Here is a 25759-nt window from a genome sequence, read left to right as displayed (position 1 = left end):
CGGCTCGGCCGAGCGTCGGACGGGTCTATGGCCTTCTCCTCGGCGGATGGGACTGGGGGCGGCCGGGCGGCCGTGGAGCCGCGGCGTGTGCTCGGTGGTGCCGAGGTGCTGGCCGGTCATGACGCACCCCGCAGTTCCGCATGCACCGTCTTCCCCAGCGGCTCCAGGGTGGTGCCCCACTGGCCTCTGGTGAGCTGGTGCACGAGGGCGAGGCCCCGCCCGCCCTCGGCCTTCAAGCCGGCGTCGATCAGCACGGGCAAGACACGGCTGCCGTCGGTCACCGAGATCCGTACCGCCGTGGCGGTGATCCGGGTGACCTCGACGGTCATCCTGAGGAGACAGCCGGTCTTGGAGGCGTTGCCCACGAGCTCGGAGACGATCAGCTGGGCGTCGTCGATCAGGTTGTCCAGCTCCCACTCGGCCAGCTTGTCGCGGACCAGGCGGCGGGCCGCCGAGGCCGACTCGGGCCGGTAGGGCAGGTGAGCGATGGACGGCTTCTTGATCGTGGGCGCCGGGGCGGTCGCCGTGCTCACGAGGCCGGGCGCATCCGGGGGTCGGCGGCCGGGGAGAAGTCGGCCCAGCCGGCCGCCGCGGTGGCCAGGGCCCTCCGCCGCAGGCGGTCACCGGCGGATCTGCGCGGCCCGGACGGCGCCGGGGCGGGGTGCGGCGGGCGGCGGGTAGCGGCCATCACGGGCTCCAGAGGGATCAGCGGTGTGGTGGAGGCCGGCCCGGACCGCGCGTGGGTCCGGACCGGGCTCATGCCCCGGCTTCACGTCGCGGGGGCCTGAACACCACGATGCCGCTGATGTAAGGCCGTGAATTTCACCAGAAGTGAAAGATCGTCAGATGCCCGTTCGTGTGATCCAGGTTGACAGCCGTACACTCCGGCGGCTAGCGGAGCGTGACAGGGCGATCACGGTCTCGCGGGCGAGTGGGTGTCGGGAGACCTGCTCGGGCGCCACCGCGTACGCGGCATCCAGCTGGTCGAGCGCGGCTTCGGGCCTGGCCGTCCACCGGTAGGCGCGGGCCAGGTCGATGTGGTGGTGACCGATCCTGGTCGGTGCCCACCCGGCCGGGAACTGCAGGCCCTTCGCGGCGTCCACGGCCTCGTCGTGCTCGCCGGCCTCCACCAGCGTCATTACCCTGTGGACCTGAACGTTGGTGGGCCCGAAGTGCAGCGACAGGTCCGGCCGTTCACCGGTCCTGACGGCGACCTTCTGGGCCTCGTCCAGGTGGTGCTTCATCACGTCCGTCTGCCGGGCGCGGGCGGCGACCACGGCGGAGCCGAGGTGGAGCTGCCCTGCGGTGACAAGCGCGCTCGGCGTCTTGGCGTCGGTCCCGTCCAGGTGGCCGCGGCCGGACTCCTGGAGACGCCGGCATGCCGCCAGGTCGCCGACGCGCAGGTAGGCGGTGACCCGCAGGTACTCGCGGGCGGCCCGCAGAGCGGGAGCACGATCACCGGCCCGCTGGGCGGCCCAGTCCATCCGGGCCAGGGCCGTCGCGGACAGGTCGTTCAGGCCGATCGCGATCCCGACCGAGTGCCCGCACCGGTATGCCTCCGCCAGCAGGCCCCATGCCTGCCGCTGCTGTTCCCCAGTGAACTCGTGCGCGGCCGTGTGCAGCTCGACCAGCAGCCCCGGCAGCATCGCCACCATCGGCTTGTACTTCGCGGCCTGGGCCAGCGCGTTCACCTGCTTCACCGCCGCCCGAAGCGCCGGCAGGGCCCGCGGGCGCACGGCCTCCTGCGGCGGCAGGTCGTAAAGGTCGAGCGTCTTGCGGATCGGCCCCATCAGCGGGACCAGCGGGTCATCGGCCATGCCGTCACTGTACGAGGGCGGTTGCAGGTCGCCCGGCTCAACTCCCAAGGCCCTGGCGACCGCTGCCACGAACTCCGGCGTCGCCGGCTTGTGCCCGGACACCACCTTCGTGAGCAGGCTGTACGAGACGTGAGCGCGATCGGCAAGCTGCCGATGGCTCAAACCCCTCACATCCTCGTAGGCCGCGATCCGCTGGCCGATGCCGATTCCGTCCGGAGGTGCCATGCTGGTCCCCATCCCGTGCACGCCTTGAACCCGTGTGCACGGGACCGTACCCCCGAAGTCGCCCGCCCACAGATCGTTTCGGCAACTGGCGTTGACGCCGGATCGAACTGGCGTAGCGAAGGGGACACGGCCCCGCCGGATCGGCCGAAGGCCAATGCAAGGGCCCGGAAGGCGACCCACGGCTTGTCTCACGTGGGCGTCACTTGAGGGCGTCCTCGAACACTTTGCGGTACTCGGCAGTGTGTTCGTGCTCGCGCCGGGACCAGGCGATGCGATCCGAGATCTGCTGGTCAGTGGCTTCAACGGCCATGAAGCCGGCCTGCACCTCTGCCCAGAAACGGACATTGCGGGCCTGCCGTTCCAGCATCGCGTCGACCAGCACAGCACGCTCGGGACCAGCCAGGCCATAGGCGTCGGCCAGCACGCGCACCTGAGTGGCCTGAACATCCACGGGAGGAGCCCCTGCCTTCGCGGACGAACACCACAGCCAGGACATATACCCGACGTCCTCCAGTGGACTGCCCGGCGCGGCCATGTCGAAATCGATGAAGGCGACGGGCATCTCGTCCTGAAAAACGGCGTTGTTCGGCCCCAGGTCGTGGTGGCACACGACCTGGCGCTGACCGGCAAGATCACTGCCTCGGGTGGCCTCATGCATCGCCCGGGCCAGGGCGCCGGCCGCAGCAACCTGCGCGTCGGTCCACGGCCGGAACTTGGGCGGAACCCAGCCCGGTACAAAGCTGAAGGTGTCCCGACCTACCTGATCACGACCGAGATATCGCGGGGCCCCCGTGAAGCCTCGACTCTCCAGCAGATCAAGCAGGGAGGCGACGAACGGTGAGGCGGCCGAGGCCGGTCGCCGAACCGTGTCACCGATGCGGACGACGCCGGAAGTGATGCGGCCTCCCCGCAGGGGGACGACCTCGTCATCAGTCTCGGGCATGCCACTGCTTCCTTTCCATCGCCACTGTCCATGATGCGGCAGTCACACCGGGCCGCCGTCCGCGGCAGGCCGCCCACGCGAGATGTCGACCCGCGCCTTGATCGTTCGCTCCAGCTGTGTCAGGCAGCTGTCGAGGCGCGCTGTTCCCCGAGGCTTCGCGCGCACCAGCGCTTCCCAGGTCCAGCGCTTGAATCGTTACCGGCGTCGTGTCTCATGAGACACGCTGAGCGCGAAGAACAGGTCCATGCGGACCATGTCGAGGGTGTGCCAGGGGTGTTGCGGGGGCGTCGGGTGGGTGCGGTCGAGGGTACGGTCCTGGACGAACCGCCGGGAGAGGTGGCCCGGGTGGCGGCCTGGGTGGCGGGGGTGGGCGTGCCGCTGCTGCGCGCGGGCCGGGGTGAACGGCGCTCGGTCGGTGCGGAGTTGTCCTGGGAGGTGGTGTCACCGGTTCCTGGGGTGGCTGTCGACGCGCCGGGTGCGAACAACGCGAGTGTGGCAGTGCTGGTGTCGTCGGCCGGCGGTCTGCGGATGGCGCTGCTCGGCGACCTCGAACCTCCGGCTCAGTCCGCTCTGTTGGGGCGTCTCGGAAGAGTGGACGTCCTGAAGGTCGCGCACCACGGATCGGCCCACCAGGACTGGGGCCTGACCGCCGCCCTGCGGCCCCGGCTCGCCCTGATCTCCTGCGGGGAGGGCAACCCGTACGGGCATCCGTCGCCCCGTACGGTCGACCACCTGCGTGCGCTGGGGGCCACGGTGCTGCGTACCGACCGGGTCGGGGACATCGCCGTGACCGGCGATTCCCCGTCCGCCCTCGCTGTCGCCGTCCATGCCCAGCCCGCCCATGGCACGGGCGGCGGGCACTCCTCATCGGGCCGCCCGACCCGCGGTCCCCGCGCCCCGCCCGGGTGACGCCTGCTCTCCTCTTTCTCTCCACGGTGTGGGGTGGGCAGGGGGTGGGGGTGGGGGAGGTGGAGGGAGGGTGGGAGGGGGCGGGGGCCCCGGGGAAAGGGATTGCGGCGCGCTCCGGGCAGGCCCGGAGCGCGCCGCCGGGCCAATGCGCCCGCGGGTCAGGGAAGTCGGGGCAAGTGGCAAGGCTTCGGGGATCAGGACAGCATGTTGATCCGGTACTGCATGATCCGGTTGCGCGCTCAACGCGATGGCCGTCGTCCCGGACAGCGCCCTGGTCGAGATCGTGGACCAGGTGCACCATGCCCTGGTGCGCGGACCCGGCTGACGGCCTGTTGGGTGTGGTCCTGTTCAATGCTCGTCATGAACGTTCACGGATTGGTGTCCAGGCTGCCCGAGCCGGAGGTCCTGCGGGCCCGCTGCCGGTCGCTGAAGCTGCTCGACATCCTTCTCACCGAAAGCGTCTGCCAGGCTGAGAGGCTTGACTATCAGTCGAATTGGCGCCCAGGGGTGGACCTGGCCACGATGGAGGACGGCTCCGGCGATCTGTACGGGATCGTCTTCGATCCGGCCGGGGTCCTCCTCTACGGCTACTGCTACGAGAGCGATGTCGCGCGGAAGCGGCCCGGAGCGCACTGGCCTGGGTTGCTGGACGGCCTTCCGGCAGGGTTGGCGCACTATGCGGCAGACCCGGAGCTGCAGTCCGACGACGGGTTCTTCGAGGCGACGGTGTGCGCATGGCGCGAGGCCGGCGCCGCCGCGTGGCAGTGCGGGCCGGTGGTGTTCGCCGAGGGTGAGTCCGACGGAGCGGGTCAGCTGCTCGGTGTGCTCGCGGACGGCAGGGTGGAGACCGTCAGCAGGGATGCCGAGGACTACCACGAACGATCCGTCGATCGCGATGCCGTTGCCGCGTTCCTGGCGAGCGAGCCGCTACCGCGCTGGGCGGCCCTGGCGATCGAGCCTTCGCTGGACCTCGAGTGGCTTGCTGCCTTCGCCCGCAAGATCGGGCGCCCGGTGGCGGACGTGTGACCGAGCTGTCAGCGTGTCACGTACGGGGTCGTGGATCTTCCTCGTCCGTGCCGCTACTGGACCGGGCCCCGGGCGGCCCGCACTCTTTACCGGCCGCGGCGGGTCTGGGCCCGGTCATCGGGCCTTTGCTGTCGGGGGACACTGCTGGACGCCCCGGCTGCCTTCGCGCGCAAGGTCTCCTGAGCGACACCGGCCCGGGCATCCGCGTCCGGCGGCGGAGCCACGGTGATCCCGATGTTGGTGAGCATGCTGAGGTCGAGCGTCCTCGTGAGCCGAGAGCGCGCTCGCCACACGTCGAAGGCCCGCTTGATGTGCTGGTCGGCCTCGACGGGCGTCATGCCGGTGACCTTGATCAGGTGGGCGCGGGCCTGCGCGTCGAGCCCCCTGACCTGGGCGAAGCCGAAGTGCGTGACGGTGTGACAGTCGGAGCACAGGCAGATCAGACGCTTCAGGGTCTGGACCTGGTGGGACTCGTCATAAGTCCATCGTTCGTGGACTTCCAGCCACCGCTCCGTTTCCCGGTCCTCGCCCGCACCGCAGGCCTCGCACCGCTTCCCGGCCCTCATGCAGATCACCCGCCGCAGGCGGTCCCAGTCTTTCGAGGAGACGCACGACCGCACGTTGGTGAACCAGCAGCTGTCGGGCACCAGGTCGACGAACAGGCTGCTGCCGAGCGAGCGGTCCTCCCCTGGCAAGAGCGACGGGATCTCCGAGACCGGCACCCACCGCTCCAGGCTGGTCATGCCCGGCCTGGGGGCATACCAGCGTCGGAAGAACTGGTCCCACCGGGCGCCGGGCGCCTTGGCCTCGTCCTTCTCCGCGAACGGAACGTCCAGCCAGATCCGCTCAACTGCCATGTCCCCACTCCTTGTTGCTGTTCCGCGGGTCGCGCGACCACCCTACGGACAGGGGCCGACAAGCCGCCGGACAACAGGGCGAACCGTTCGAGGCCCGACCGTTTGCCGCCCGCCGCGGATGGCCTGCAGCAGCACGAGTCAGGCGGCGATCCCCAGTTCCGCCCGGGTCCGGTGGAGGAAGTCGCGGACAGCGGTCTCCCGGCGCCAGGGGGTGAGGGCGGCGTTGAACTCGCGGACGTAGTCCAGGGCCCGGCTGGACTGGACGCGGGCGAGGATGTCGATGGCCTGGTTGCCGAGTGCGAGGCCCTGGTCGAGGTCGCGGCCTTGGAGGTGGGCGGTCCCGACGATGGCGAGCCGCATGCCGACGGAGCGGGTGAACACCCCGGTGGGCATGGCGGCGGCCTGCGCGTTCCAGGCCAGCGCGGCCTTGGGGTTCTTCAGGTCGCGGAAGACCTCGGCGGCGTCGGCCGAGAGCCGGGCGTGGTGATAGAAGTCGATCCAGGCCGGTTCCCCGGCGCCGTCGCGTGCCTGGTCGAGCAGGTTCTCGGAGACGGTGAGTGCGGCCGAGGCGGCCTTGGCGTTGTTGTCGCGGGCGTGGGCCCGGGCCTCGATGAGCTTGGTGAAGGCCAGCACCCTGGGGGCGGCATGGCCCTTGGACCGCTCGAAGGCGCCCTGGGTCATGTCGATGGCCTCGCTGGCGAAGCCCCGCAGCAGGGTCTGCATCGCCATGGTTGTCAGGACATAGCAGCCGAGCTCGACGTCGCCGCCGGCCCGGGCGAGGCGGAGGGCCTGGATGAAGTGCCGCTGGGCGGCGTCGTGCTGGCCGACGTCGAAGGCGGTCCAGCCGGCCAGGCGGGACAGCTCGGCGGTCACCGAGAACAGCTCGCGGCCCACGTCGTCGCTGAACGAGCCGTTCAGCAGGGGCACCGCCCGTTCCTGCAGGCAGGCCGTCACCGAGTTGGCCTTCCAGTTCCCGCCGCCATATTTCGAGTCCCACCGCCGGGCGTCGGCGGCGGCGTCCCGCAGTTCGGCGATGTCGGCGATGTCGGCGGTGCCGACCCGGCCGCGGCCGCGGTGGGCGGCGTCGCCGTCGGCGGGGGTGACCAGCCAGCGGGTGACCGGGGTGGTGAACGCGGAGACGGCGAAGCCCGTTCCGGTGAGGAAGTCGCGGCGGTTCACGGAGCTCCAGAACGAAGTGGCGACGCGCACGGCGTCGGCGGGGTCTCGCGGGAAATCCAACCCCACCGCGGCGTCCGGCGTCTCGGCATCCGCCATACCGATCTCCGCCAACTGCACTGGCCGGCCGAGCCGTTCGCCGATCGCCTGGGCCAGCAGCTTGGGCACCGGCCAGTCCGGGACCATGCCCCGGCGGCACCAGTTCGCGACCGAGGTATGCGTATATGTGGTGGTCAGCCCGGTCTCGCCGGCCAGCTGGTTCACGCGCAGGGCCAGCGATTTATGGCTGGCTCCCTCACACTTTTCGATCATCCGGGCCAGAGCCTCGTTCGGCGGCTTGGCCCGGCGGGTGGTCGACGCCACAGCGTCCCCCTCAATCGGTCCGCGCGGCTCTGCGCGGAAGTCGTACGCGACTGGGCACGAGAAGTCGTACATCCGGCACCGAGGCCGGATCACCGAGGGTATTGCCTTCGCCGCTCGCGGTGAACCGCTTTCGCGAGTTGTGAGCCCCCCTGCGAGCCCTGCCCCGACCTGCCGCCAGACGGTTGCCTGGTGTTCCGGGCCTCCGCCGGGACCTGGGGAATCACCTCCCGGCGGGGGCCACCACCGATTCACGCTCGGGGGTGACAACCAGATGTGCGGAATCGCAGGACTGGCCGGCGCCGACGCCGTCCGCCACCAGACCACCGTCGCCGCGATGGGGCTCGCTCAGCACCACCGCGGCCCGGACGGCACCCGGCACCTCACCTCGGCCGACGGCCGGGCGGTGCTGTCCATGAGCACCCTGCTGATCGTCGACACCGCCGCCCGGCCCGGCCCCTACCAGGACCCGGCTAGCGGCATCGCCCTCACCTTCAACGGCGAGATCTACAACTACCGGCAGGTCGCCGCGGCCTGGGGCATCCCGCTGGAGCCCGGCGAGACCGACGCCCACCTGGTCCTGCGGGCCTGGGCCAAGCTCGGCCCCGGCTGCCTCGCCGGCCTGGACGGCATGTTCGCCCTCGCCGCCTACGACCCGCGCGAGGGCCAGCTGTTCCTGGCCCGGGACCGGCTCGGCGAGAAGCCCCTCTACTGGCGCCTGGACGGCGGCCGGCTCGCGTTCGCCTCTGAGGTCACCACCCTGACCGGCTACGGCACCGCCCCGCTGGTCGTCCGCCCGGAGATGCTCAGCATCGAGACGCCGACCGGCGCCGACACCCCCTTCCAGGGCATCCAGCTCCTCCCGCCGGCCGGACTGCTGGCCTTCGACGTCGCCACCGGCTCGCTCGTCCAGCGAACCTGGTGGACCCTGGAGGGCCTGGAGCCCTGGCAGGGCGACTACGCGACCGCGCTGGCCCGGTTCTCGACCCTGCTGGCCGACCGGATCCCGATGCGGGCGCCCGGCTCGGACTTCGCGCTGCTGCTGTCCGGCGGCCTGGACTCCTCGGTGCTGGCCTACCTGATGCGCCCGCAGGTCTGCGTCACGGTCCGCTACCCCGGCCAGGACCGCCTGGACGAGTCCGCGACCGCGGCTGGCGTCGCCCGGGACGTCGGCGCCGAGCTGGTCGTCATCGAGCCGACCGCCGCCGACTTCGCCCGCACGCTGCCGGAGATCATGCGCGCGCTGGACTACCCGATGGGCAACGCATCCACGTTCTCCGAGCACATGGCCTACCGGGCAGTCGCCGAGCGCGGCATCCGCGTCGTCGTCGGCGGGCTGGGGCCGGACGAGTTCCTGATGGGCTACGTCCGCCACGCGCTCGTCCTCTTCGGCCCGGAGGCCGTGCTGGGCGCCGGGCTGGAGGCCTACCGGCCGCTGGCCTCCAAGCTCCTGAATGAGGCGGATGGGCCGGTGGAGCCGGCCGAGGCGATCGTGAAGCTGATCCTGCGCGGGCAGGACCCGGACGGGCGGCTCCGCGAGCTGGTCGCCGACGCCCTGGCCCGGGCCGACGGGGACCTGGCGCGGGGCCTGACGCTGGCGGACCTGGCCACGGCTTGGCGCCCGCTGGTGATGACCTCGGACAAGCTGGCCTCCGCCTTCGCGCTGGAGCGGCGCTCGCCGTTCCTGGCGAGGGACCTGGTCGAGTTCTCCTACCGGCTTCCCATCGAGCACAAGATCGCCGACCCGGCGGCCGGGAAGCGGATCCTGCGGGACGCCGCGAAGGCCCTCGGCCTGCCCCGGGAGGTCTGGGGCAGCCGGGACAAGCTCGGCTTCGCCTCCCCGGTCCCGAGCTGGCTCTCCGGCCCGCTGGAGCCCTGGGCGACCGCCCAGATCAGCTCGGCGCTCGACCAGGCCCCGCGCGGGCTGCAGCCGCTGCTGGCCGGCGGGCTCAAGCCCGGCGGCCGGTTCGACCGCACCCGGATGCAGGCCCTGATGGCCGCGGCCTGGTTCTCCGACCACGCACTGGCGGCTGCCGCATGACGACCCGTCGGCTCACTACGGTGAGCGGATGGACATCCTTCCCCAGAACCCGTCCGCCGCCCAGCCCCGGGGCGCCGTCGCGATCATCACCAACTGGCGTGGCGAGCTCCTGCTGCACCTGCGGGACGACATCCCAGGCATCGCCTGGCCCGGCCACTGGAGCCTGCTCGGCGGCGGCTGCGACCCCGGCGAGCCTCCGCTTCTGGCGATCGACCGCGAGCTCGAAGAGGAAGCCGGCCTCGGCGTCGACAACCTCCGCCAGCTCTTCGACATCCCCGACGAGCACGGCTCCGGACAGATCATCACGTTCTTCGAGGCCTTCTGGGACGGCGATGAGAGCGCGCTGCCGCTGGCCGAGGGCGTCAAGCTCCAGTTCTTCGCTCCCGAGCACCTGACCGTTCTGACCATCCCGCCGTTCATCCGCGACGGCATCCACCGCTATCTCGCCGCCCAGCCGGGCGCCTGACACCTCTGTCCTCAAGGGGGGCGGGGCGCCTGGCCGGGCGGCATCCCGCCCCCTTGGAAGGACACGTTCGTGAAGCTCACCGTGATCGGCTGCGGTTACCTCGGCGCGACCCACGCCGCCGCGATGGCCGAGCTCGGCCACCAGGTCCTCGGCATGGACACCGACACCGACAAGGTCGACGCCCTGAACAAGGGCCAGGCCCCGTTCGTCGAACGCGGCCTGGACGACCTGCTCGCCAAGCACACCGCCGCCGGCCAGCTCAGGTTCACCGCCTCCTACGCGGAGGCCGCCGCCTTCGCCGACGTCCACTTCCTGGGCGTCGGCACCCCGCAGCAGCACGGCAGCGGCGCCTACGACCTCACCCACCTCCACACCGCTGTCCGCCAGCTGGCACCGCGGCTCGGTGACGGCGCGCTGATCATCGGCAAGTCCACCGTCCCCGTCGGCACCGTCGCAAAGCTGCGGCAGACCCTCGACGAGCACATCCCGGCCGGGGCGAGCGCCCGTCTGGCCTGGTCACCGGAGTTCCTGCGCGAGTCCTTCGCCGTCCTGGACACCCTGGAGCCGGACCGGATCGTGCTTGGCATCGAGGACGGCGACACCAGCAGCGAGGCCGTCTTCCGGACCGTCTATGCCGACATCCTGGCCACCGGCTCCCCGCTGATCGTCACCGACATCGCGACCTCCGAGCTGATCAAGGGCGCCGCGAATGCCTTCCTCGCCACCAAGATCTCCTTCATCAACGCCATGGCGGAACTCTGCGAGAAGAGCGGCGCCGACGTCCAGCAGGTCGCCCTGGCCCTGGGCTATGACCACCGGATCGGCGCGAAGGGCATGCGGCCCGGCCTCGGGTTCGGCGGCGGCTGCCTGCCCAAGGACCTGGCCGGGTTCACCCACCGCGCCGAGGAGCTCGGCGCCGACACCGGCCTGCTCCGCCAGGTCGCGGCGATCAACCGGCGCCGGCGCGAGCACACCGTCGAGCTCGCCCGCGAAGCGCTCGGCGGCACCATGGTCGGCAAGCGGATCGCCGTCTGGGGCGCTGCCTTCAAGGCTCACACCGATGACATCCGCGACTCCCCGGCCCTCGCCGTCGCCGACGCCCTCCAGCGGTCCGGCGCCGAGGTCACCGTCCATGACCCCGCCGCGATGGAGAACGCCCGCAGGGCCTATCCCCAGCTCGACTATGCCGACGACCCGGCCCAGGCCGTCACCGGCGCCGGCCTGCTGCTGCATCTGACCGACTGGCCCCAGTACTCCGACGCCGACCCGGAAGACCTCGCCCGACACATCGCCGTCGCGAAGGTCATCGACGCTCGCGGCACCCTCAACGCGAACCGCTGGCGCGAGGCCGGCTGGACCTTCCGCGCCCTCGGCCGCCCCTGACAGCACCGGCCACACGGCACACCCACAGACTCCCGGCCCGGCCGCCGCACGCGCGCATGGCGGCCGGGAACGGGCCCCGGCACCACCCGAAACAGGAGATCAAGGAGGAGCACCATGAGCGACACCCTGACCAGGTCGCGCGGCGCCGAGCTGCTGGCCGGCGAGTTCTCCGAGTTCGCGGCCGACCTCGCCGACGACGTCGCCAAGGAGAACCCCAAGTTCAGTGCCGACCACATCGCCCTGCTGGTGACGGCCTGGGCCGACTGGGCCACCCTCGTCGCCGACGACCCCTTCGCCGGTTACGCCCTCACCGTCGACATGCACGAGGTCTGGCACGCCGCCCTGCGGCCCCGGCTCGCCCTGATCTCCTGCGGGGAGGGCAATCCGTACGGGCATCCGTCGCCCCGTACGGTCGACCACCTGCGTGCGCTGGGGGCCACGGTGCTGCGTACCGACCGGGTCGGGGACATCGCCGTGACCGGCGATTCCCCGTCCGCCCTCGCTGTCGCCGTCCATGCCCAGCCCGCCCATGGCACGGGCGGCGGGCACTCCTCATCGGGCCGCCCGACGCGTGGTCCCCGCGCCCCGCCCGGGTGACGCCTGCTCTCCTCTTTCTCTCCACGGTGTGGGGTGGGCAGGGGGTAGGGGTGGGGGAGGTGGAGGGAGGGTGGGAGGGGGCGGGGGCCCCGGGGAAAGGGATTGCGGCGCGCTCCGGGCAGGCCCGGAGTGCGCCGCCGGGCCAATGCGCCCGCGGGTCAGGGAAGTCGGGGCAAGTGGCAAGGCTTCGGGGATCAGGACAGCATGTTGATCCGGTACTGCATGATCCGGTAGTTCGTCAGGTCGTACCACTGGCTGACGACGATGTGGAAGTTGCCGAAGGTCGAGCCGGGGATGACGAAGCCGCCGTAGGGGCTGGCGACGAAGTTGGCGGTCTCCTGTCCCGGGGCGCAGGGGAGGATCATGGCCTGCTCCAGGGTCCTGGTCAGATCCGAGGTCGGGAGGGCGAAGACCATCGCCCTGATCGACAGCGGGTCCGTGTTCAGCCAGGTGAGGACGTACTTTCCGTCCATGGCACGGAAGCAGATCTCCCCCCACTTGCGAGTGCCGAAGACGGTCGTCGGGGCGGGGGCGTTCCACTGCCAGGTGCCGTCGGCGTAGCCCCAGGGCTCGTAGGCGTCCGGGGTGCCCAGGCTCTCCTTCCGTACCCGGTGCAGCAGCATCCCCGATTCCACGTCGCGGTTGAAGACCGTGGACAGCACGTAGCAGTAGCCGTCGTCGGCCACGGCGTAGGTCTTCTGCTGGAACTGGCCGCCGTGCAGGTCACCCGGCCACTGGCACAGGTACTCCCAGGTCTGGCCGTTGTCGGTGGAGCGCCAGAAGTCGGTGTGGTGGGTGTCGTAGATGACGCCGCGCATGAGGGGCATGTACATCACGCCGTCGACGACGAAGGCGTCGGAAGGGATCGCGGTCGTGTGCGCGGTGTCGCCGACCGGGGTGTGCGGCTCGTCGACGAGGCTGATGCCGTAGGCGCCTCGGACGATGCCGTCGATGCGCAGGTTGTTCAGGTCCGCGCTGCTGGAGCGCAGGCCGACCGGGGCGTTCCACTGGCCGGTGAAGACCTGGTCGCCGTCGAAGGTGTCGCCGCAGACGAAGAGCATGGTGCCGTCCGGGCACTGGACGGGGATGCCGAGGTCGGTCCACGGAGCGCCGACCGGCCCGGTCTCGACCGGGCCGCTGAGGTTCTTCAGCTTGGTGGCGATCGTCGGACTGGCCGGGTCGTACGGGCCGTTGGCGAGCGCGGCGGGAGCGCCGGAAGCGACGGCTCCCGCCCCGACGGCGACGCCGATGCCGATCTTGAGGAGTTGGCGGCGGGAGGGCCCGCCGGTCCTCTCGTCGTGTCCGCCCGATGAGGGTGTCATGGTGTCGGTGGCCTTCCGAATCGACGGATCCCGCGGCTTCGCCCGGATCGCGCACAGGGGCGGCGACGGGGCGTCACCGAGGGTAGGGCGCCCTGTCGCCGTCCGATCGGTGGGTGGACGGACCTTCACCCGAATTGGGTAGGGCTCGCGGATTCCGGTGGTTCGGTTCTGGCCGGGGGCACGGGCCGTGAGGGGTGATCAGGGGTGGTCCGGGCACTGCCCCGACGAAGCCCTCCGAGACTGCTGTTGCTGCGAAGAGGGCGTGACAGGACTCCGTCGTAGTCGGAGATCCATGTGTCACCGACGTCCGGCGGTTCTGTACCCAGCGCGGGGCCGCCGCCACCGCTGTACCGGTTCAGCCGGCCCGGAGCAGGGCGGGCAGTCCGGCGGTGTCGACGAGGTGGGCCCGGGAGGGGAGGACCCGGCGGAGCAGGGTCTCGCGGGCCCCGGGGTCGGGCAGGGCGGCCAGGACCGCGGGTTGGCAGTCCAGGACGAGCAGGGCGGTGCTCATGCGGGTGTCCTCCAGGCGAGGCAACGGTTTCCGGGGGGTCAGGAGTGGCTGGGGGACGGCTCCGGCCCGTGCGGCGCGGGCCCGTGCGGCTCCGGCTCGTGCGGCGCGGGCTCCTGGTCGCCTCGCGGGAGCAGCAGCGGGGTGGCCAGGATGAGCAGGCCCGCGACGGCGAGTGCGGGGCGCGGGCCGGTGGTGTCGGCGAGGAGGCCGCCGAGCGCGGTGCAGACGGCGATGGCGGCCTGCTGGCCGATGGACCAGGCGGACAGGGTGCGGGCGAGGAGGTGCTTGGGCGTGCGTTCGAGCCGGTGGGTGGCGAGCACCGGGGTGTAGAGGCTCATGTTGATGATGATGGCCAGCTCGACGGTCATCACGGTGATCAGGCCGATGGCGCCGGGGCGGACCAGGACCAGGCCGATCAGCCATACGGCGCGCAGGGTGCCGACGGTCCGGAAGACCCGGCGGCGGCCGTAGCGGGTCACGACGCGCTGGGCGAGCCGGGAGCCGATGAGTCCGCCGAGGCAGGGGGCGGCGAAGGCGAGGCCGTACTGCCAGGGCGGGAACTGGAGTTGGCGCAGCATGAGGACGGCCAGCAGCGGTTCGGTGGCCATGATCAGTCCGGAGACGAGCAGGTTGTTGAGGTAGAGCGGCCGCAGGTCGGGGTCGCCGAGGATGTGCCGCCAGCCGTCCAGGACGGCGCCGGCCCGCACCGGGGTCCGGCCGGTCGGCTGCGGTGCCGGTGCCTCCTCCCGGCCGCGGACGGCGCTGATGCCGAGTGCGGAGAGCAGGTAGCTGAGTGCGTCGGCGACCACGGTGGTGACCGGTCCGAACAGGCCGATGGCAGCCCCGCCGAGCGGGGGTCCGATCGCGATGGAGATCCAGTTCGTGGACTCGAAGCGGGCGTTGGCCACCAGCAGGTCCTCGGGCCGGACGAGGGCCTTGAGGTGGGCGCCGGCGGCCGCGTTGAACGCGATCTTGGCCGCGGCGACGACGGCCGAGACCGCCAGCAGCTGGACGAAGCCGAGCCGCCCGAAGGCGTAGGCGAGGGGGATCGTCGCCATGGCCGCGAACCGGGCCAGGTCCATGGCGATCATCACCGGGCGCTTGCGTCGGAACTCCACCCAGGGGGCGAGCGGCAGCGCGATCAGCGCGCCCATCGCGGGGCCCACCGCGGACAGCGCGGACACCTCGGCGGGTCCGGCGTGCAGCACCAGCACGGCGAGCAGCGGCAGCGCCCCGAACCCCAGTCCGGACCCGTACGCGCTGACCGCGTACGCCGCCCACAGCCAGCCGAACCGCGGCCCCAGCCGCCTCCTGCCGGACCTGCCCGCAGCGCCTGCCGCACCTGCTGCGTCCCGCGTGCCCACCATGTCCGGCGCACTCCCTCGGCATCCCGTTCGAACAAACCGACGTTGACCGGGGAGAGCTAACCGAGCGGCACAATCGCAGGTCAAACAACCGATCCGCCCGCCGGGTACAACCGTCCGTTGTTCTCTAAGGTGGGCCGACGTGGACCTCGAAGCCGTACGCACCTTTGCCGCCGCCGCCGAAGCCGGCCAGTTCCAGAAGGCCGCCGTCGATCTGTCGGTCACCCAGCAGGCGGTCTCCAAACGCATCGCCGTCCTGGAGCGCGACCTCGGGGTGAGGCTGTTCACCCGCACCCCGCGCGGCGCCGAACTGACCATCGACGGACAGGCGTTCCTGCCGCACGCGCGCGAACTGCTGCGCGCCGCCGAGCGCGCGGTCGCCTCGGTGCGGACGGGCCGCCGGCCGCTGCGGGTCGACATCATCGCCTCGCGCGGCGCCGGGTCGGGCCTGATGCGCGACTTCCACCGCGCGCACCCGGGGATCGAGCTCGACGTGGTGATGCTGTTCGACGTCGAGGCGGCCGTCACCGCGATCCGCTCGGGGGCGATCGACGCCTCCTTCCGCGCCGTCGCCGCGCCCGGCCGGCCCTTCCCCGAGGACATCGAGTCCGTCCGGGTGCTCGACGAGCCGCTGCAGCTCCTCACCGGCCCCGCCCACGCGCTGGCGGGCGCCCGTTCGGTGAGCGTCTCCCAGTTGGTCGGCCACCGGATCTGGATGCCCGGCATCGCCCCCGGCACCGAGTGGGCCGCCTACTACGACGACCTGGTCGCCGAGTTCGGCCTCACCATCGAGGCGACCGGCCCCAACTTCGGCTCCGACGCGCTCCTGGACACCGTCGCCGACACCCCGGCCCTGGCCACCTTCATGAGCGAGCGCACCCGCCAGGTCTGGCCCGCCGGGTACGGCCTGCGCCGGATCCCGGTGACCGACCCGACGCTCGTCTACCCGCACTCGCTGCTGTGGCACCGGGACAACCCCCACCCCGCGCTGGCCACCCTCCGGGCCCACCTCGCCGCCACCACGCCCGCCCACGACGCCCCGGGGAGCTGGCGGCCGGACTGGGTGCTCCCGGACTGACCACAGCAATGGCCACAGCAATGGCCACAGCAGTGGCCACAGCAGTGGCCGCAGCAGTGGCCGCGGAGGGCGACGGGGGCGGGCGACGACCGGGTCAGGCCTCCTCGCGCCAGCCCTCGTAGGAGGCCGCGAGGGTGTCGAGGGCCCGGAGCAGGGCGGGGGTCCAGCCGTCGGACGGGGGGTCGAGGACGACGAGCCACTGGGCGTCCTCGGCGTCGTCCTCGCCGGCCAGCGCGTCGCGGACGACCTCCAGTTCGCCGAGGTCGGGGTGGGCGGCGGAGAGCTCCTCGGCGGCCTCGTCGGCGGTGTCGCGGTCGGGCAGGACGAGCAGCTGGCGGACGTACGGGTCGTCGACGTCCGGGAGGTGGTGGGTGTGGTTCTCGGTCACCGAACCATTCTCCAGGTCGGGCCGGGCACCCCCGCAGGGCGGTCGCCCTTCACCGAGCGCCGCCCCCGTCCCCTGCTCCCGCCCCCGCCCCGGCCCCGGCTCCCACCCCCCCGGCCGTACGGGCGGGAGTGTCCGCGGCGCGTGGGATGCTGGTAGGCGATGGCCAGGAAGAGTGCACCCGACGACCTGCTCGCCCCGCTGACCCTCGCGGTCGGCCAGGAGGAGCTGCTGCTGGACCGTGCGGTCGCCCAGGTGGTGGCCGCGGCGAAGGCGGCGGATCCGGACACCGACGTGCGGGACATCCCGCCCGGCGGGCTGCAGCCCGGCAGTCTGGCCGAGCTGACCACGCCCTCGCTGTTCGCCGAGCGCAAGGTGATCGTGGTCCGGGCCGCGCAGGACCTCTCCGCCGAGTCGGTGAAGGAGGTCAAGGCGTACATCGAGGCGCCGGCCGAAGAGGTGATCATGGTCCTGGTGCATGCCGGCGGGGCCAAGGGCAAGGGCCTGCTGGACGCCGGGCGCAAGGCGGGCGGGCGCGAGGTGGCCTGCCCCAAGCTGGCCAAGGCGGGCGAGCGGCTGGCCTTCGTCAAGGGCGAGTTCCGCACGCTGGGCCGCTCCGCGACTCCGGAGGCCTGCCAGGCGCTGCTGGACTCGCTCGGCAGCGACCTGCGCGAGCTGGCCGCCGCGTGCAGCCAGCTGACCTCGGACGTCGAGGGCACGATCGACGAGACCGTGGTGGCCCGCTACTACAGCGGCCGGGCCGAGGCGACGGGCTTCGAGGTGGCCGACCTGGCGGTCACCGGCCGGGCGGCCGAGGCGCTGGAGCGGCTGCGCTGGGCGCTGGCCGTCGGCCAGCCGCCGACCGGCATCACCTACGCGCTGGCCTCCGGCGTGCGCAGCATCGGGCGGCTGGCGACGACCGGGCGGAACATGCGCCCGGCCGATCTGGCCCGCGAGTTGGGCATGCCGCCGTGGAAGGTCGACCGGGTCCGCCAGCAGATGCGCGGCTGGACGGGCGACGCGGTGGCCACGGCGCTGACCGCGATCGCCCAGGCCGATGCCGCCGTCAAGGGCGGTTCGGCCGACCCGGCCTTCGCCCTGGAGCGGGCGGTGGTGGCCGTCGCCAAGGCCGCCCGGGCCGGCTCCCGGCCCGCGTACTGAGCCCTCGCGTACTGGGCCCCGACGCGCTGGGCTTCCACGCGCTGATCCTCGCCGTACGGAACTTCCCCGCGCCCTGACCGGCTACTTGCGCATCGCGCGGATGGCGTCCCCCGCGTCGGCCTGCAGGGCCGTCCGGAGGTCCTCCTTGGACATCGGCTTGCCCTTGCCCTCGGTGTAACTGCCGGACCAGGAGATGTAGTAGGTCATCCCGCCGTCGCGCACCTGCACCTCGGCGCTGATGTTGTGCCAGCTCTTGTCCGAAAGACCCGGGTCGTCCTTGTAGTCGAAGTACGCGTCCTCGCCGAGGCCCGGGATGTCGGTGATCTGGTAGCCCCGCGACCGGTAGGCCTCCTTGGCGGCGGTGAACTCCGGTGCGGGGTTGATCGCCCGGTGCAGGTCGGCGTGCAGGTAGACGCTGGCGAACTCGCCGCTGGTGGCGGTGTCGCCGATCCGCTTGAGGGACGTCGAGCAGGTCATGCTGTCCAGCGCCGGGTTGCGGTCGGTGTGGTGGGTCGGCGGGTAGGCGGTGTCGGGGGAGTAGGTCTTGAACAGGTTGTTCGGCTTCCCGGTGGTGCAGAAGTCGTCCGATGCGTGGTAGCTGCCGAGGCTGCGCGGGGCCGAGCTGCCGCTGTCGCCGGAGACCATGCCCGGGATGGCCAGCACCGCGGCGGCCCAGCCGGCCGAGGCGAGGGCCGCGCCGACGAAGGCCCAGACGGCGTTGCGGCGCAGGCCTCCGCCCGTGGGCGGTGCCGCCCCGCCGCCCGCCCCGCCGCCCGGCCCGGCGGGCAGCCCGGCGGGCAGCCCCGGCGTGGTCGGCAGCCCCGGTGCGGCGGGCAGTCCGGGCGGCGGCCCGAAGCCACCGGCACCCGGCGCGGCCGACCCGGGCGGGTGCTGCGGGGGCGTGTGCCGCGGGTACCCGTAGCCCGGCCCGTTCGGGCCCGGGGACGGTGGTGGTGGCGTCGTCGGCGTCGTCATGGAAGTTCCCCCCTCGGGAGTGGCGCCGGAGGTGCTCCCCGCACCCCCGGTCGCGACTGACCGACCATAGCGGCCGGGCCGGGAACGCGACAGGCGCCGCGGTCGGCCTCCTGAAAGAGGCTGACCACGGCGCCTGCCGTACAGCTCGTGTGCACCGCACCCGCGTGGCGAACGCAGGCCGCGTGCGGTGCGAATCTCGCACGCCTCGGGGTTCCGGGTAGAGGGCCGGGTCGCCCTGAGGCAGTGGGGGCGGAGCCCCCGGGGCGTCAGGCCTGGACGGCGTTGACGCGCTTGGTGATGGCCGACTTCTTGTTGGCGGCCTGGTTGGCGTGGATGACGCCCTTGCTCACGGCCTTGTCCAGCGCCTTGGAGGCGGCGCGGGCCAGCACGACGGCCTTCTCGGTCTCACCGGCGGCAGCGGCCTCACGGGCCTTGCGCAGAGCGGTCTTCAGCGAGGACTTGACGGCCTTGTTGCGCAGGCGCGCCTTCTCGTTGGTCTTGTTGCGCTTGATCTGGGACTTGATGTTCGCCACGAAGGAGCCTCAGTCTTGTGAATGGTTACTGGGGGTCCCCCCGGCCGGAGGCTGGGGGAGGGCTGCACCGTGCGGCCGTCGGACCAGCTGAGAGGGCATGCCGAGGCCAGGTGCAGCAGCCCACGCTACCAGGGGCCCGCCGCCCGCCCCAAACCGGCGGCCCGCCCCCGGCCGGGGGCGGGTGCGGATCAGGCGCCCAGCACGGAACTCGTCCTCCCGGCCGGGCAGGACGTCGAGCAGGGCGCTTTCCAGGATCATGGCAGCCCATCCTGCCGCCGTCCGTCCGGGCGTGGAAGGGCCGGGCGAAGCCCCTCGGGGCGCCCTGCGGAGGGCTGCGAGGTGCCCGAACGGCGTTCCGGCTCGCGGTCGTGGGAAGATGGGAGGAACTATTTCGATCGGACGAGACTGTCCGGTCCCCGGGATAGCCGGTCAGCGATGATCCGGACACCCCCGGCCCCGGACCAACGGAGAATCGGACCAAGGTGCCCGCGACCCCCAGCAATGTGCCAGAGCCCAGCCGTACCGACCCGGCGCTGATCCGCAACTTCTGCATCATCGCCCACATCGACCACGGCAAGTCGACGCTCGCAGACCGGATGCTGCAGATCACCGGCGTCGTCGACCCGCGGCAGATGCGCGCCCAGTACCTCGACCGGATGGACATCGAGCGCGAGCGCGGCATCACCATCAAGTCGCAGGCGGTCCGCCTCCCGTGGGCCCCGAAGACCGGGCCGGACGCCGGGACGACGCACATCCTCAACATGATCGACACCCCCGGCCACGTGGACTTCACGTACGAGGTGTCCCGCTCCCTCGCGGCCTGTGAGGGAACCATCCTGGTGGTCGACGCGGCCCAGGGCATCGAGGCGCAGACCCTCGCCAACCTGTACCTGGCGCTGGAGAACGACCTCACGATCGTCCCGGTCCTCAACAAGATCGACCTGCCGGCCGCCCAGCCGGAGAAGTACGCCGCCGAGATCGCCCACATCATCGGCTGCGACCCCTCCGACGTGCTCCAGGTCAGCGCCAAGACCGGTCTCGGCGTCGAGGACCTGCTGGACCACATCGTCAACACCGTCCCGGCCCCGGTCGGCGTCAAGGACGCCCCGGCCCGCGCGATGATCTTCGACTCGGTCTACGACTCCTACCGCGGCGTGGTCACCTACGTCCGTGTCGTGGACGGCCAGCTCACCAAGCGCGAGCGCATCGCGATGATGTCCACCGGCGCCACCCACGAGCTGCTGGAGATCGGCGTCATCTCGCCCGAGCCGAAGGTCGCCGACGGCCTCGGCGTCGGCGAGGTGGGCTACATCATCACCGGTGTGAAGGACGTCCGGCAGTCCAAGGTCGGTGACACCATCACCTCGATGCACAAGGGCGCCACCGAGCCGCTCGGCGGCTACAAGGACCCGCGCCCGATGGTGTTCTCCGGCCTGTACCCGCTGGACGGCTCGGACTACCCGCTGCTGCGCGACGCGCTGGACAAGCTGCGCCTCAACGACGCCGCCCTGGTGTACGAGCCGGAGACCTCGGTCGCGCTCGGCTTCGGCTACCGCTGCGGCTTCCTCGGCCTGCTGCACCTGGAGATCATCCGGGAGCGTCTGGAGCGCGAGTTCAACCTCGACCTGATCTCCACCGCCCCGAACGTGGTCTACCGGGTGGTGATGGAGGACGGCAGCGAGCACACCGTCACCAACCCGAGCGAGTTCCCGACCGGCAAGATCTCCGACGTCTTCGAGCCGGTGGTGCGCGGCACCATCCTGGCGCCGAACGAGTTCGTCGGCGCGATCATGGAGCTCTGCCAGTCCCGTCGCGGCAGCCTCCAGGGCATGGACTACCTCTCCGAGGACCGGGTCGAGCTGCGCTACACCCTGCCGCTCGCGGAGATCGTCTTCGACTTCTTCGACCAGCTGAAGTCCAAGACCCGCGGCTACGCCTCGCTCGACTACGAGCCCATCGGCGAGCAGAGCGCCCAGCTGGTGAAGGTCGACATCCTGCTGCACGGCGACGCGGTGGACGCGTTCTCCGCGATCGTGCACAAGGACAAGGCCTACGGCTACGGCGTGATGATGGCCGGCAAGCTGCAGAAGCTCATCCCCCGCCAGCAGTTCGAGGTGCCGATCCAGGCCGCCATCGGCTCCCGGGTGATCGCCCGTGAGACGGTCCGCGCGATCCGCAAGGACGTCCTCGCCAAGTGCTACGGCGGTGACATCTCCCGCAAGCGGAAGCTGCTGGAGAAGCAGAAGGAAGGCAAGAAGCGGATGAAGATGGTCGGCAGCGTGGAGGTCCCGCAGGAGGCCTTCATCGCCGCGCTGTCCACCGACGCCGAGACGCCGAAGGACAAGAAGTAGGCGTAGGCGTAGCCGCGAGCGGTACGCGGAAGGGCCCGGGCAGTCGCCCGGGCCCTTCCGCGTTCCCCGGCCGCGCTCCTCCGGGGTCCCCGGGCGGCTACTTGAGCGCACCGAGGACGACGGAGACGATCCCGGCCTTGGCCAGCCGCCCCGCGGCGCCGGTCAGCACGGTGGGCTTCATCGCGTCGTCCGGGTGGACCAGCTGGAGCAGCCCGTCCCGTCGGCCGAGGCTGAGGCACTGCACGACGTACTTGAACGCGAACGGTTCCGAGGTGCGCCCGTCGAGCAGCCGGCCCACGTACTGGCCCTGCGGCAGCGCGGTGGCGCAGCCCATCCGCAGGGTGCCGACACCGGGGACGGTGACCGCGGCGGCGTCGCCGACCACGTGGACGTCCCGGTGCGAGACCGACCTCAGGTGGTCGTCCACCAGGGCCCGGCCGCGCTCGTCCACGGCGAGCCCGGCCTCGGCGGCCAGCGGGTGGGGCTCCAGCGAGGCGGCCCACAGGGTGAGGCCGGCGTCGATCGGGCCGGCGGTGGTGCGCAGGCCGTCGGGGGTGACCTCGGTGACGGCGGCGTCCTCGTGGACGTCGACGCCGAGCCGGTCGAGGACGCGCCGGATGTGGGCGCGGCCCTTGGGCGAGTAGGAGCCGCCGACCCGGCCGGCCGCGACGATCCGCACCCGCCGGTCGGGGTGGGCCTCGGCGAGTTCGGTGGCCAGTTCGATGCCGGTGGCGCCGCCGCCGACGACGGCCAGGGTGCCGGGGCGGTCGGCCGCGGCGATCAGCCGGCGGACCTCGGCGGCGCGCTCCACCGGGTGGGCGTGCTCGGCGGCGCCGGGGACGCCGTGCCAGGCGGTGCGGCTGCCGAGGGCGTAGACGAGGGTGTCGTAGCCGAGGGTGCTGCCGTCGTCGAGGAGGACCTTGTGCCCGGCCAGGTCGAGTTCGACGGCCCGGGCCCGGCGGTGCTCGATCCGGCTGCCGCGGGCGAGGTCGGTGAGGGCGGGCCAGTCGCGGCCGCGGCCGGCCGCCGTTTCGTGCTGGCGGATGCGGTGCAGCAGCCGCTCCTCGGGGGCGACCAGGGTGACGGCGCGGTGCCGTCCGGCGCCCTTGGCCGCGGTGAGTCCGGCATACCCGGCGCCCAGGACGACGATCCGCCGGCCGGTGTTGGTGGTGCTGTTCATCTCGTCCGCCTCCCTGCGGGAGCGCTCCGGTGGAGCGCTGTTCGGGAAGGGGACGACGCGGCCGGTCAGGGTGTGACGGTGATCCGCGTCACAGCTGCGGGGCCGGGCGTCACGGGATGGTGACCGGGCCGATCCGGGTGAGCTTCTCGGGGTTGACCACGACGAAGGCCTCGGTGATCCGGCCGTCGGCCACGGCGAAGGCCAGCACTCCGCCGACGCCGCCGGTGCTCCGCTCGTACCAGACCAGGCCGGGTTCGCCGTTGACGGCCGCGAGCTCCATCGCCACGTCGGGGGTGAACCACTTGGCGACCAGGCCGGCCACCAGCCGGGCCACCCGGTCGGCGCCGCGCACCGGGCGGGCGGCGGCGCGGACGATGCCGCCGCCGTCGGCGTGCCAGATCACGTCCGGGTCGAGGACCTCCATCAGGCCGAGGATGTCGCCCCGGGCGCTGGCGGAGGCGAACGCCTCGACGGCCCGCCGGTGTTCGGCCGGGTCGGCGCCGCCGACGTGCCGACCGCCGTCCTTGACCCGGCGGCGGGCCCGGGAGGCGAGCTGGCGGGTGGCGTCCGGGGTGCGGTCCAGGGAGGCGGCGATGTCGTCGAAGCCGACCGCGAAGACGTCGTGCAGGACGAAGGCGGCCCGCTCGGCCGGGGTGAGCTGCTCCAGCACGGTGAGCAGGGCGAGCGAGACGGACTCGCCGCGCTCGGCCAGTTCGGCGGGGGAGTCCGGGCCGTTCGCGTAGGAGACGGACGGCTCGGGCAGCCACTCGCCGTAGTAGGCCTCGCGGCGGCTGCGGGCGGAGCCGAGCTGGTCGTAGCAGAGCCGGGTGACCACGGTGGTCAGGAAGGCGCGCGGATCGGCGACGGCGGTGCGGTCGGCGGCCTGCCAGCGCAGCCAGGCGTCCTGGAGGACGTCCTCGGCGTCGGCGAAGGAGCCGAGCAGCCGGTAGGCGACCGAGCCCAGGTAGTGGCGGTTCGCCTCGAAGGCGTCGGGGGCCGGTCCGGGGGCCGTGGGCTGGGCGGTCACGGGAGTCACCGTAGCGAAGGCCGCCGCGCCCCGCGATGTCCGGGGGCGCGCGGGGCGGGGGCGGAGCGTCGGGCCGGAGCGCGAGGGGCCGGAACGCGACGGGCCGGGACGGAGTGCTCCCGTCCCGGCCCGTCACGCGGGTCCGCGTCAGTCCACCTCGGCCACGGCCTCCGCGAACTGCGCCTGGTAGAGCCGGGCGTAGGCGCCGTCGGCGGCAATCAGCTCGTCGTGCGAGCCCTGCTCCACGATGGAGCCGTTCTCCATCACCAGGATGACGTCGGCGTCCCGGATGGTGGAGAGGCGGTGGGCGATGACGAAGCTGGTGCGGCCGGTGCGCAGCCGGGCCATGGCCCGTTGGATGAGCACCTCGGTGCGGGTGTCGACCGAGCTGGTGGCCTCGTCCAGGACGAGGATCGACGGCTGGGCGAGGAAGGCCCGGGCGATGGTGATCAGCTGCTTCTCGCCGGCGCTGACGCCGGTGCCCTCGTCGTCGATGACGGTGTCGTAGCCGTCGGGGAGGGTGCGGACGAAGCGGTCGACGTGGGCGGCCTTCGCGGCCTCGACGACCTGCTCGCGGGTGGCTCCCTGGGCGCCGTAGGCGATGTTGTCGGCGATGGTGCCGCCGAACAGCCAGGTGTCCTGGAGGACCATGCCGATGCCGGAGCGCAGGTCCTCGCGGGACATCGCGGCGATGTCGGTGCCGTCGAGGGTGATCCGGCCCGAGCTGACCTCGTAGAACCGCATCAGCAGGTTGACCAGGGTGGTCTTGCCGGCGCCGGTGGGGCCGACGATGGCGACGGTCTGGCCGGGTTCGACCTTGAGCGAGAGGTCGTCGATGAGCGGCTTGTCGGGGTCGTAGCGGAAGGCCACGTCCTGGAAGGCGACCCGGCCGTGGACGGTGTCGGGCTTCTCGGGCACGGCCGGCTCGGCGCTCTGCTCGGGGGCGTCGAGCAGTTCGAAGACGCGCTCGGCGGAGGCGACTCCGGACTGCACCAGGTTGGCCATGCTGGCGACCTGGGTGAGCGGCTGGCTGAACTGCCGGGAGTACTGGATGAAGGCCTGGACGTCGCCGATGGACAGCGAGCCGCTGGCCACCCGCAGGCCGCCGACCACCGCGACCAGCACGTACTGGAGGTTGCCGATCAGCATCATCGCGGGCTGGATGATCCCGGAGATGAACTGGGCGCGGAAGCTGGAGTGGAACAGCGCCTCGTTGTGCTCGCGGAAGGTCTCGGCGGACTCGCGCTGCCGGCCGAACACCTTGACCAGCGTGTGGCCGGTGTACATCTCCTCGATGTGGGCGTTGAGTTGGCCGGTGGACTTCCACTGCTGGACGAACTGCGGCTGCGCCCGCTTGCCGACCTTGGCGGCGACGACCACCGAGAGCGGCACGGAGACCAGGGCGATCGCGGCGAGGAGCGGGGAGATCCAGAACATCATCGCGAGCACACCGACCACGGTGAGCAGCGAGTTGACGATCTGTCCCATGGTCTGCTGCATCGACTGGCCGATGTTGTCGATGTCGTTGGTGACCCGGCTGAGCACCTCGCCGCGCGGCTGCTTGTCGAAGTAACTGAGCGGCAGCCGGGCGAGTTTGGCTTCGACGTCCTGGCGCAGCCGGTAACTGGCCGACTGGATCGCCCTGGTGGCCAGGCGGCCCTGGACGATGCCGAAGACGGCGGAGGCGACGTAGATGCCGAGCACCCAGAGCAGGACGGAGCCGATGGCGCCGAAGTCCATGCCCAGGCCGGGGGTGAAGTCGACGGCGGAGAGCACGTCGGCGATTCCGCCGTCGCCGTGGGCGCGCAGTCCGGCGATGACCTCGGCCTTGGAGGTGCCCGGCTGGAAGCGGGCGCCGATGACGCCGGCGAAGATCAGGTCGGTGGCCTCGCCGAGGATCTTGGGGCCGGTGACGGCGCAGCCGACGCTGAGCACGCCGAGCAGCACGACGCCGATCAGGACGTTGCGTTCGGGGCGCAGCAGGCCGAGCACGCGCTTGCCCGAGCCCTTGAAGTCCATGGACTTCTCGGTGCCCTGGCCGCCCATGAAGCGGCCGGGGCCGGCCGGTCCGC

At 72.1% G+C, this 25759-nt stretch carries 23 protein-coding genes and 2 pseudogenes; 9 read left to right on the top strand and 16 right to left on the bottom strand.

Features of this window, described 5'->3' with window-relative positions:
* Positions 1 to 116: 116 nt before the first annotated feature.
* The 5 genes and pseudogenes from ABTY61_RS15065 to ABTY61_RS15045 all read right to left on the bottom strand — a co-directional run bounded on the left by ABTY61_RS15065 (position 117) and on the right by ABTY61_RS15045 (position 2985).
* On the bottom strand, positions 117 to 533 hold the full coding sequence (locus ABTY61_RS15065) for an ATP-binding protein (protein ID WP_350505411.1): 417 nt from the start codon (positions 531 to 533) through the stop codon (positions 117 to 119).
* Entirely contained in the window at positions 530 to 688 is a 159-nt protein-coding gene (locus tag ABTY61_RS15060; protein WP_158515428.1) for a hypothetical protein, read from the bottom strand. The genes ABTY61_RS15065 and ABTY61_RS15060 overlap by 4 nt, the downstream gene beginning before the upstream one ends.
* 154 nt (positions 689 to 842) lie before the next feature.
* Positions 843 to 1817, bottom strand: a complete 975-nt coding sequence (locus ABTY61_RS15055) for a transcriptional regulator (protein WP_350505513.1) — start codon at positions 1815 to 1817, stop codon at positions 843 to 845.
* Positions 1818 to 1853: 36 nt separating this feature from the next.
* Positions 1854 to 2042: pseudogene (locus ABTY61_RS15050) on the bottom strand (helix-turn-helix domain-containing protein); the annotation flags it as partial.
* Positions 2043 to 2241: 199 nt separating this feature from the next.
* A complete protein-coding gene (locus ABTY61_RS15045) occupies positions 2242 to 2985 on the bottom strand; it encodes an aminoglycoside phosphotransferase family protein (protein WP_350505410.1) in 744 nt (247 codons plus the stop codon).
* A gap of 291 nt (positions 2986 to 3276) precedes the next feature.
* On the opposite strand from ABTY61_RS15045, the gene ABTY61_RS15040 reads away from it, so the two are divergent.
* Complete coding sequence (locus ABTY61_RS15040; protein ID WP_350505409.1) at positions 3277 to 3894, top strand: ComEC/Rec2 family competence protein; 618 nt, start codon at positions 3277 to 3279, stop codon at positions 3892 to 3894.
* A gap of 360 nt (positions 3895 to 4254) precedes the next feature.
* Positions 4255 to 4920: a hypothetical protein gene (locus ABTY61_RS15035; RefSeq protein WP_350505408.1), complete on the top strand. Its 666-nt coding sequence runs from the start codon at positions 4255 to 4257 to the stop codon at positions 4918 to 4920.
* A gap of 86 nt (positions 4921 to 5006) precedes the next feature.
* Here ABTY61_RS15035 and ABTY61_RS15030 read toward each other — a convergent pair whose 3' ends face one another.
* Both ABTY61_RS15030 and ABTY61_RS15025 read right to left on the bottom strand, forming a co-directional pair.
* Positions 5007 to 5777: a DUF5710 domain-containing protein gene (locus tag ABTY61_RS15030; RefSeq protein ID WP_350505407.1), complete on the bottom strand. Its 771-nt coding sequence runs from the start codon at positions 5775 to 5777 to the stop codon at positions 5007 to 5009.
* A 138-nt stretch (positions 5778 to 5915) separates the two neighbouring features.
* Positions 5916 to 7316, bottom strand: coding sequence for an NsdA family TPR-like regulatory protein (locus ABTY61_RS15025; RefSeq protein WP_350505406.1), 1401 nt, complete (start codon positions 7314 to 7316; stop codon positions 5916 to 5918).
* A gap of 271 nt (positions 7317 to 7587) precedes the next feature.
* Between ABTY61_RS15025 and ABTY61_RS15020 the strand changes: the two genes are divergently transcribed.
* The 4 genes and pseudogenes from ABTY61_RS15020 to ABTY61_RS15005 form a co-directional block, all read left to right on the top strand.
* Positions 7588 to 9354: an asparagine synthetase B family protein gene (locus ABTY61_RS15020; protein WP_350505405.1), complete on the top strand. Its 1767-nt coding sequence runs from the start codon at positions 7588 to 7590 to the stop codon at positions 9352 to 9354.
* A 28-nt stretch (positions 9355 to 9382) separates the two neighbouring features.
* Positions 9383 to 9820 carry an NUDIX domain-containing protein gene (locus tag ABTY61_RS15015; RefSeq protein WP_350505404.1) on the top strand — a complete coding sequence of 146 codons (438 nt, stop codon included), beginning with the start codon at positions 9383 to 9385 and terminating at the stop codon, positions 9818 to 9820.
* Between the two features lie 69 nt (positions 9821 to 9889).
* Positions 9890 to 11203, top strand: coding sequence for a UDP-glucose dehydrogenase family protein (locus ABTY61_RS15010; RefSeq protein ID WP_350505403.1), 1314 nt, complete (start codon positions 9890 to 9892; stop codon positions 11201 to 11203).
* Positions 11204 to 11542: 339 nt separating this feature from the next.
* Positions 11543 to 11800: pseudogene (locus ABTY61_RS15005) on the top strand (hypothetical protein); the annotation flags it as partial.
* A gap of 194 nt (positions 11801 to 11994) precedes the next feature.
* Here ABTY61_RS15005 and ABTY61_RS15000 read toward each other — a convergent pair.
* From ABTY61_RS15000 to ABTY61_RS14990, 3 genes are all read right to left on the bottom strand, one after another.
* Positions 11995 to 13122: a DUF4185 domain-containing protein gene (locus tag ABTY61_RS15000; protein WP_350505402.1), complete on the bottom strand. Its 1128-nt coding sequence runs from the start codon at positions 13120 to 13122 to the stop codon at positions 11995 to 11997.
* Between the two features lie 355 nt (positions 13123 to 13477).
* Complete coding sequence (locus tag ABTY61_RS14995) at positions 13478 to 13633, bottom strand: hypothetical protein (protein WP_350505401.1); 156 nt, start codon at positions 13631 to 13633, stop codon at positions 13478 to 13480.
* Positions 13634 to 13671: 38 nt separating this feature from the next.
* The gene (locus ABTY61_RS14990; protein WP_350505400.1) at positions 13672 to 15000 is read right to left on the bottom strand and encodes an MFS transporter; all 1329 of its coding nucleotides are present in this window, start codon (positions 14998 to 15000) and stop codon (positions 13672 to 13674) included.
* A gap of 139 nt (positions 15001 to 15139) precedes the next feature.
* On the opposite strand from ABTY61_RS14990, the gene ABTY61_RS14985 reads away from it, so the two are divergent.
* Positions 15140 to 16075: a LysR family transcriptional regulator gene (locus ABTY61_RS14985; protein ID WP_350505399.1), complete on the top strand. Its 936-nt coding sequence runs from the start codon at positions 15140 to 15142 to the stop codon at positions 16073 to 16075.
* Positions 16076 to 16169: 94 nt separating this feature from the next.
* Here ABTY61_RS14985 and ABTY61_RS14980 read toward each other — a convergent pair whose 3' ends face one another.
* The gene (locus ABTY61_RS14980; protein WP_350505398.1) at positions 16170 to 16463 is read right to left on the bottom strand and encodes a hypothetical protein; all 294 of its coding nucleotides are present in this window, start codon (positions 16461 to 16463) and stop codon (positions 16170 to 16172) included.
* Between the two features lie 159 nt (positions 16464 to 16622).
* Here ABTY61_RS14980 and holA point away from each other — a divergent pair, with 159 nt between their 5' ends.
* The gene (holA, locus tag ABTY61_RS14975) at positions 16623 to 17621 is read left to right on the top strand and encodes a DNA polymerase III subunit delta (protein WP_350505397.1); all 999 of its coding nucleotides are present in this window, start codon (positions 16623 to 16625) and stop codon (positions 17619 to 17621) included.
* A gap of 81 nt (positions 17622 to 17702) precedes the next feature.
* Here the strand turns inward: holA and ABTY61_RS14970 are convergent, their stop codons facing one another.
* Together ABTY61_RS14970 and rpsT are read right to left on the bottom strand one after the other, a co-directional pair.
* Complete coding sequence (locus ABTY61_RS14970) at positions 17703 to 18596, bottom strand: hypothetical protein (protein ID WP_350505396.1); 894 nt, start codon at positions 18594 to 18596, stop codon at positions 17703 to 17705.
* A gap of 266 nt (positions 18597 to 18862) precedes the next feature.
* Complete coding sequence (gene rpsT / locus ABTY61_RS14965) at positions 18863 to 19129, bottom strand: 30S ribosomal protein S20 (protein WP_238741111.1); 267 nt, start codon at positions 19127 to 19129, stop codon at positions 18863 to 18865.
* Positions 19130 to 19611: 482 nt separating this feature from the next.
* Between rpsT and lepA the strand changes: the two genes are divergently transcribed.
* Positions 19612 to 21480: a translation elongation factor 4 gene (gene lepA, locus ABTY61_RS14960; protein WP_350505395.1), complete on the top strand. Its 1869-nt coding sequence runs from the start codon at positions 19612 to 19614 to the stop codon at positions 21478 to 21480.
* A gap of 97 nt (positions 21481 to 21577) precedes the next feature.
* Here the strand turns inward: lepA and ABTY61_RS14955 are convergent, their stop codons facing one another.
* The 3 genes from ABTY61_RS14955 to ABTY61_RS14945 form a co-directional block, all read right to left on the bottom strand.
* A complete protein-coding gene (locus tag ABTY61_RS14955; protein WP_350505394.1) occupies positions 21578 to 22660 on the bottom strand; it encodes an NAD(P)/FAD-dependent oxidoreductase in 1083 nt (360 codons plus the stop codon).
* A gap of 109 nt (positions 22661 to 22769) precedes the next feature.
* The gene (sigJ, locus tag ABTY61_RS14950; RefSeq protein WP_350505393.1) at positions 22770 to 23687 is read right to left on the bottom strand and encodes an RNA polymerase sigma factor SigJ; all 918 of its coding nucleotides are present in this window, start codon (positions 23685 to 23687) and stop codon (positions 22770 to 22772) included.
* 147 nt (positions 23688 to 23834) lie between these two features.
* Complete coding sequence (locus ABTY61_RS14945) at positions 23835 to 25733, bottom strand: ABC transporter ATP-binding protein (protein ID WP_350505508.1); 1899 nt, start codon at positions 25731 to 25733, stop codon at positions 23835 to 23837.
* Positions 25734 to 25759: the final 26 nt, after the last annotated feature.

The organism is Kitasatospora sp. NPDC096128 (assembly GCF_040303105.1).
Taxonomy (GTDB): Bacteria; Actinomycetota; Actinomycetes; order Streptomycetales; family Streptomycetaceae; genus Kitasatospora.
The sequence above is the reverse complement of the archived record's forward strand: the minus strand, read 5'-3'. Positions and strand labels throughout refer to the sequence as shown.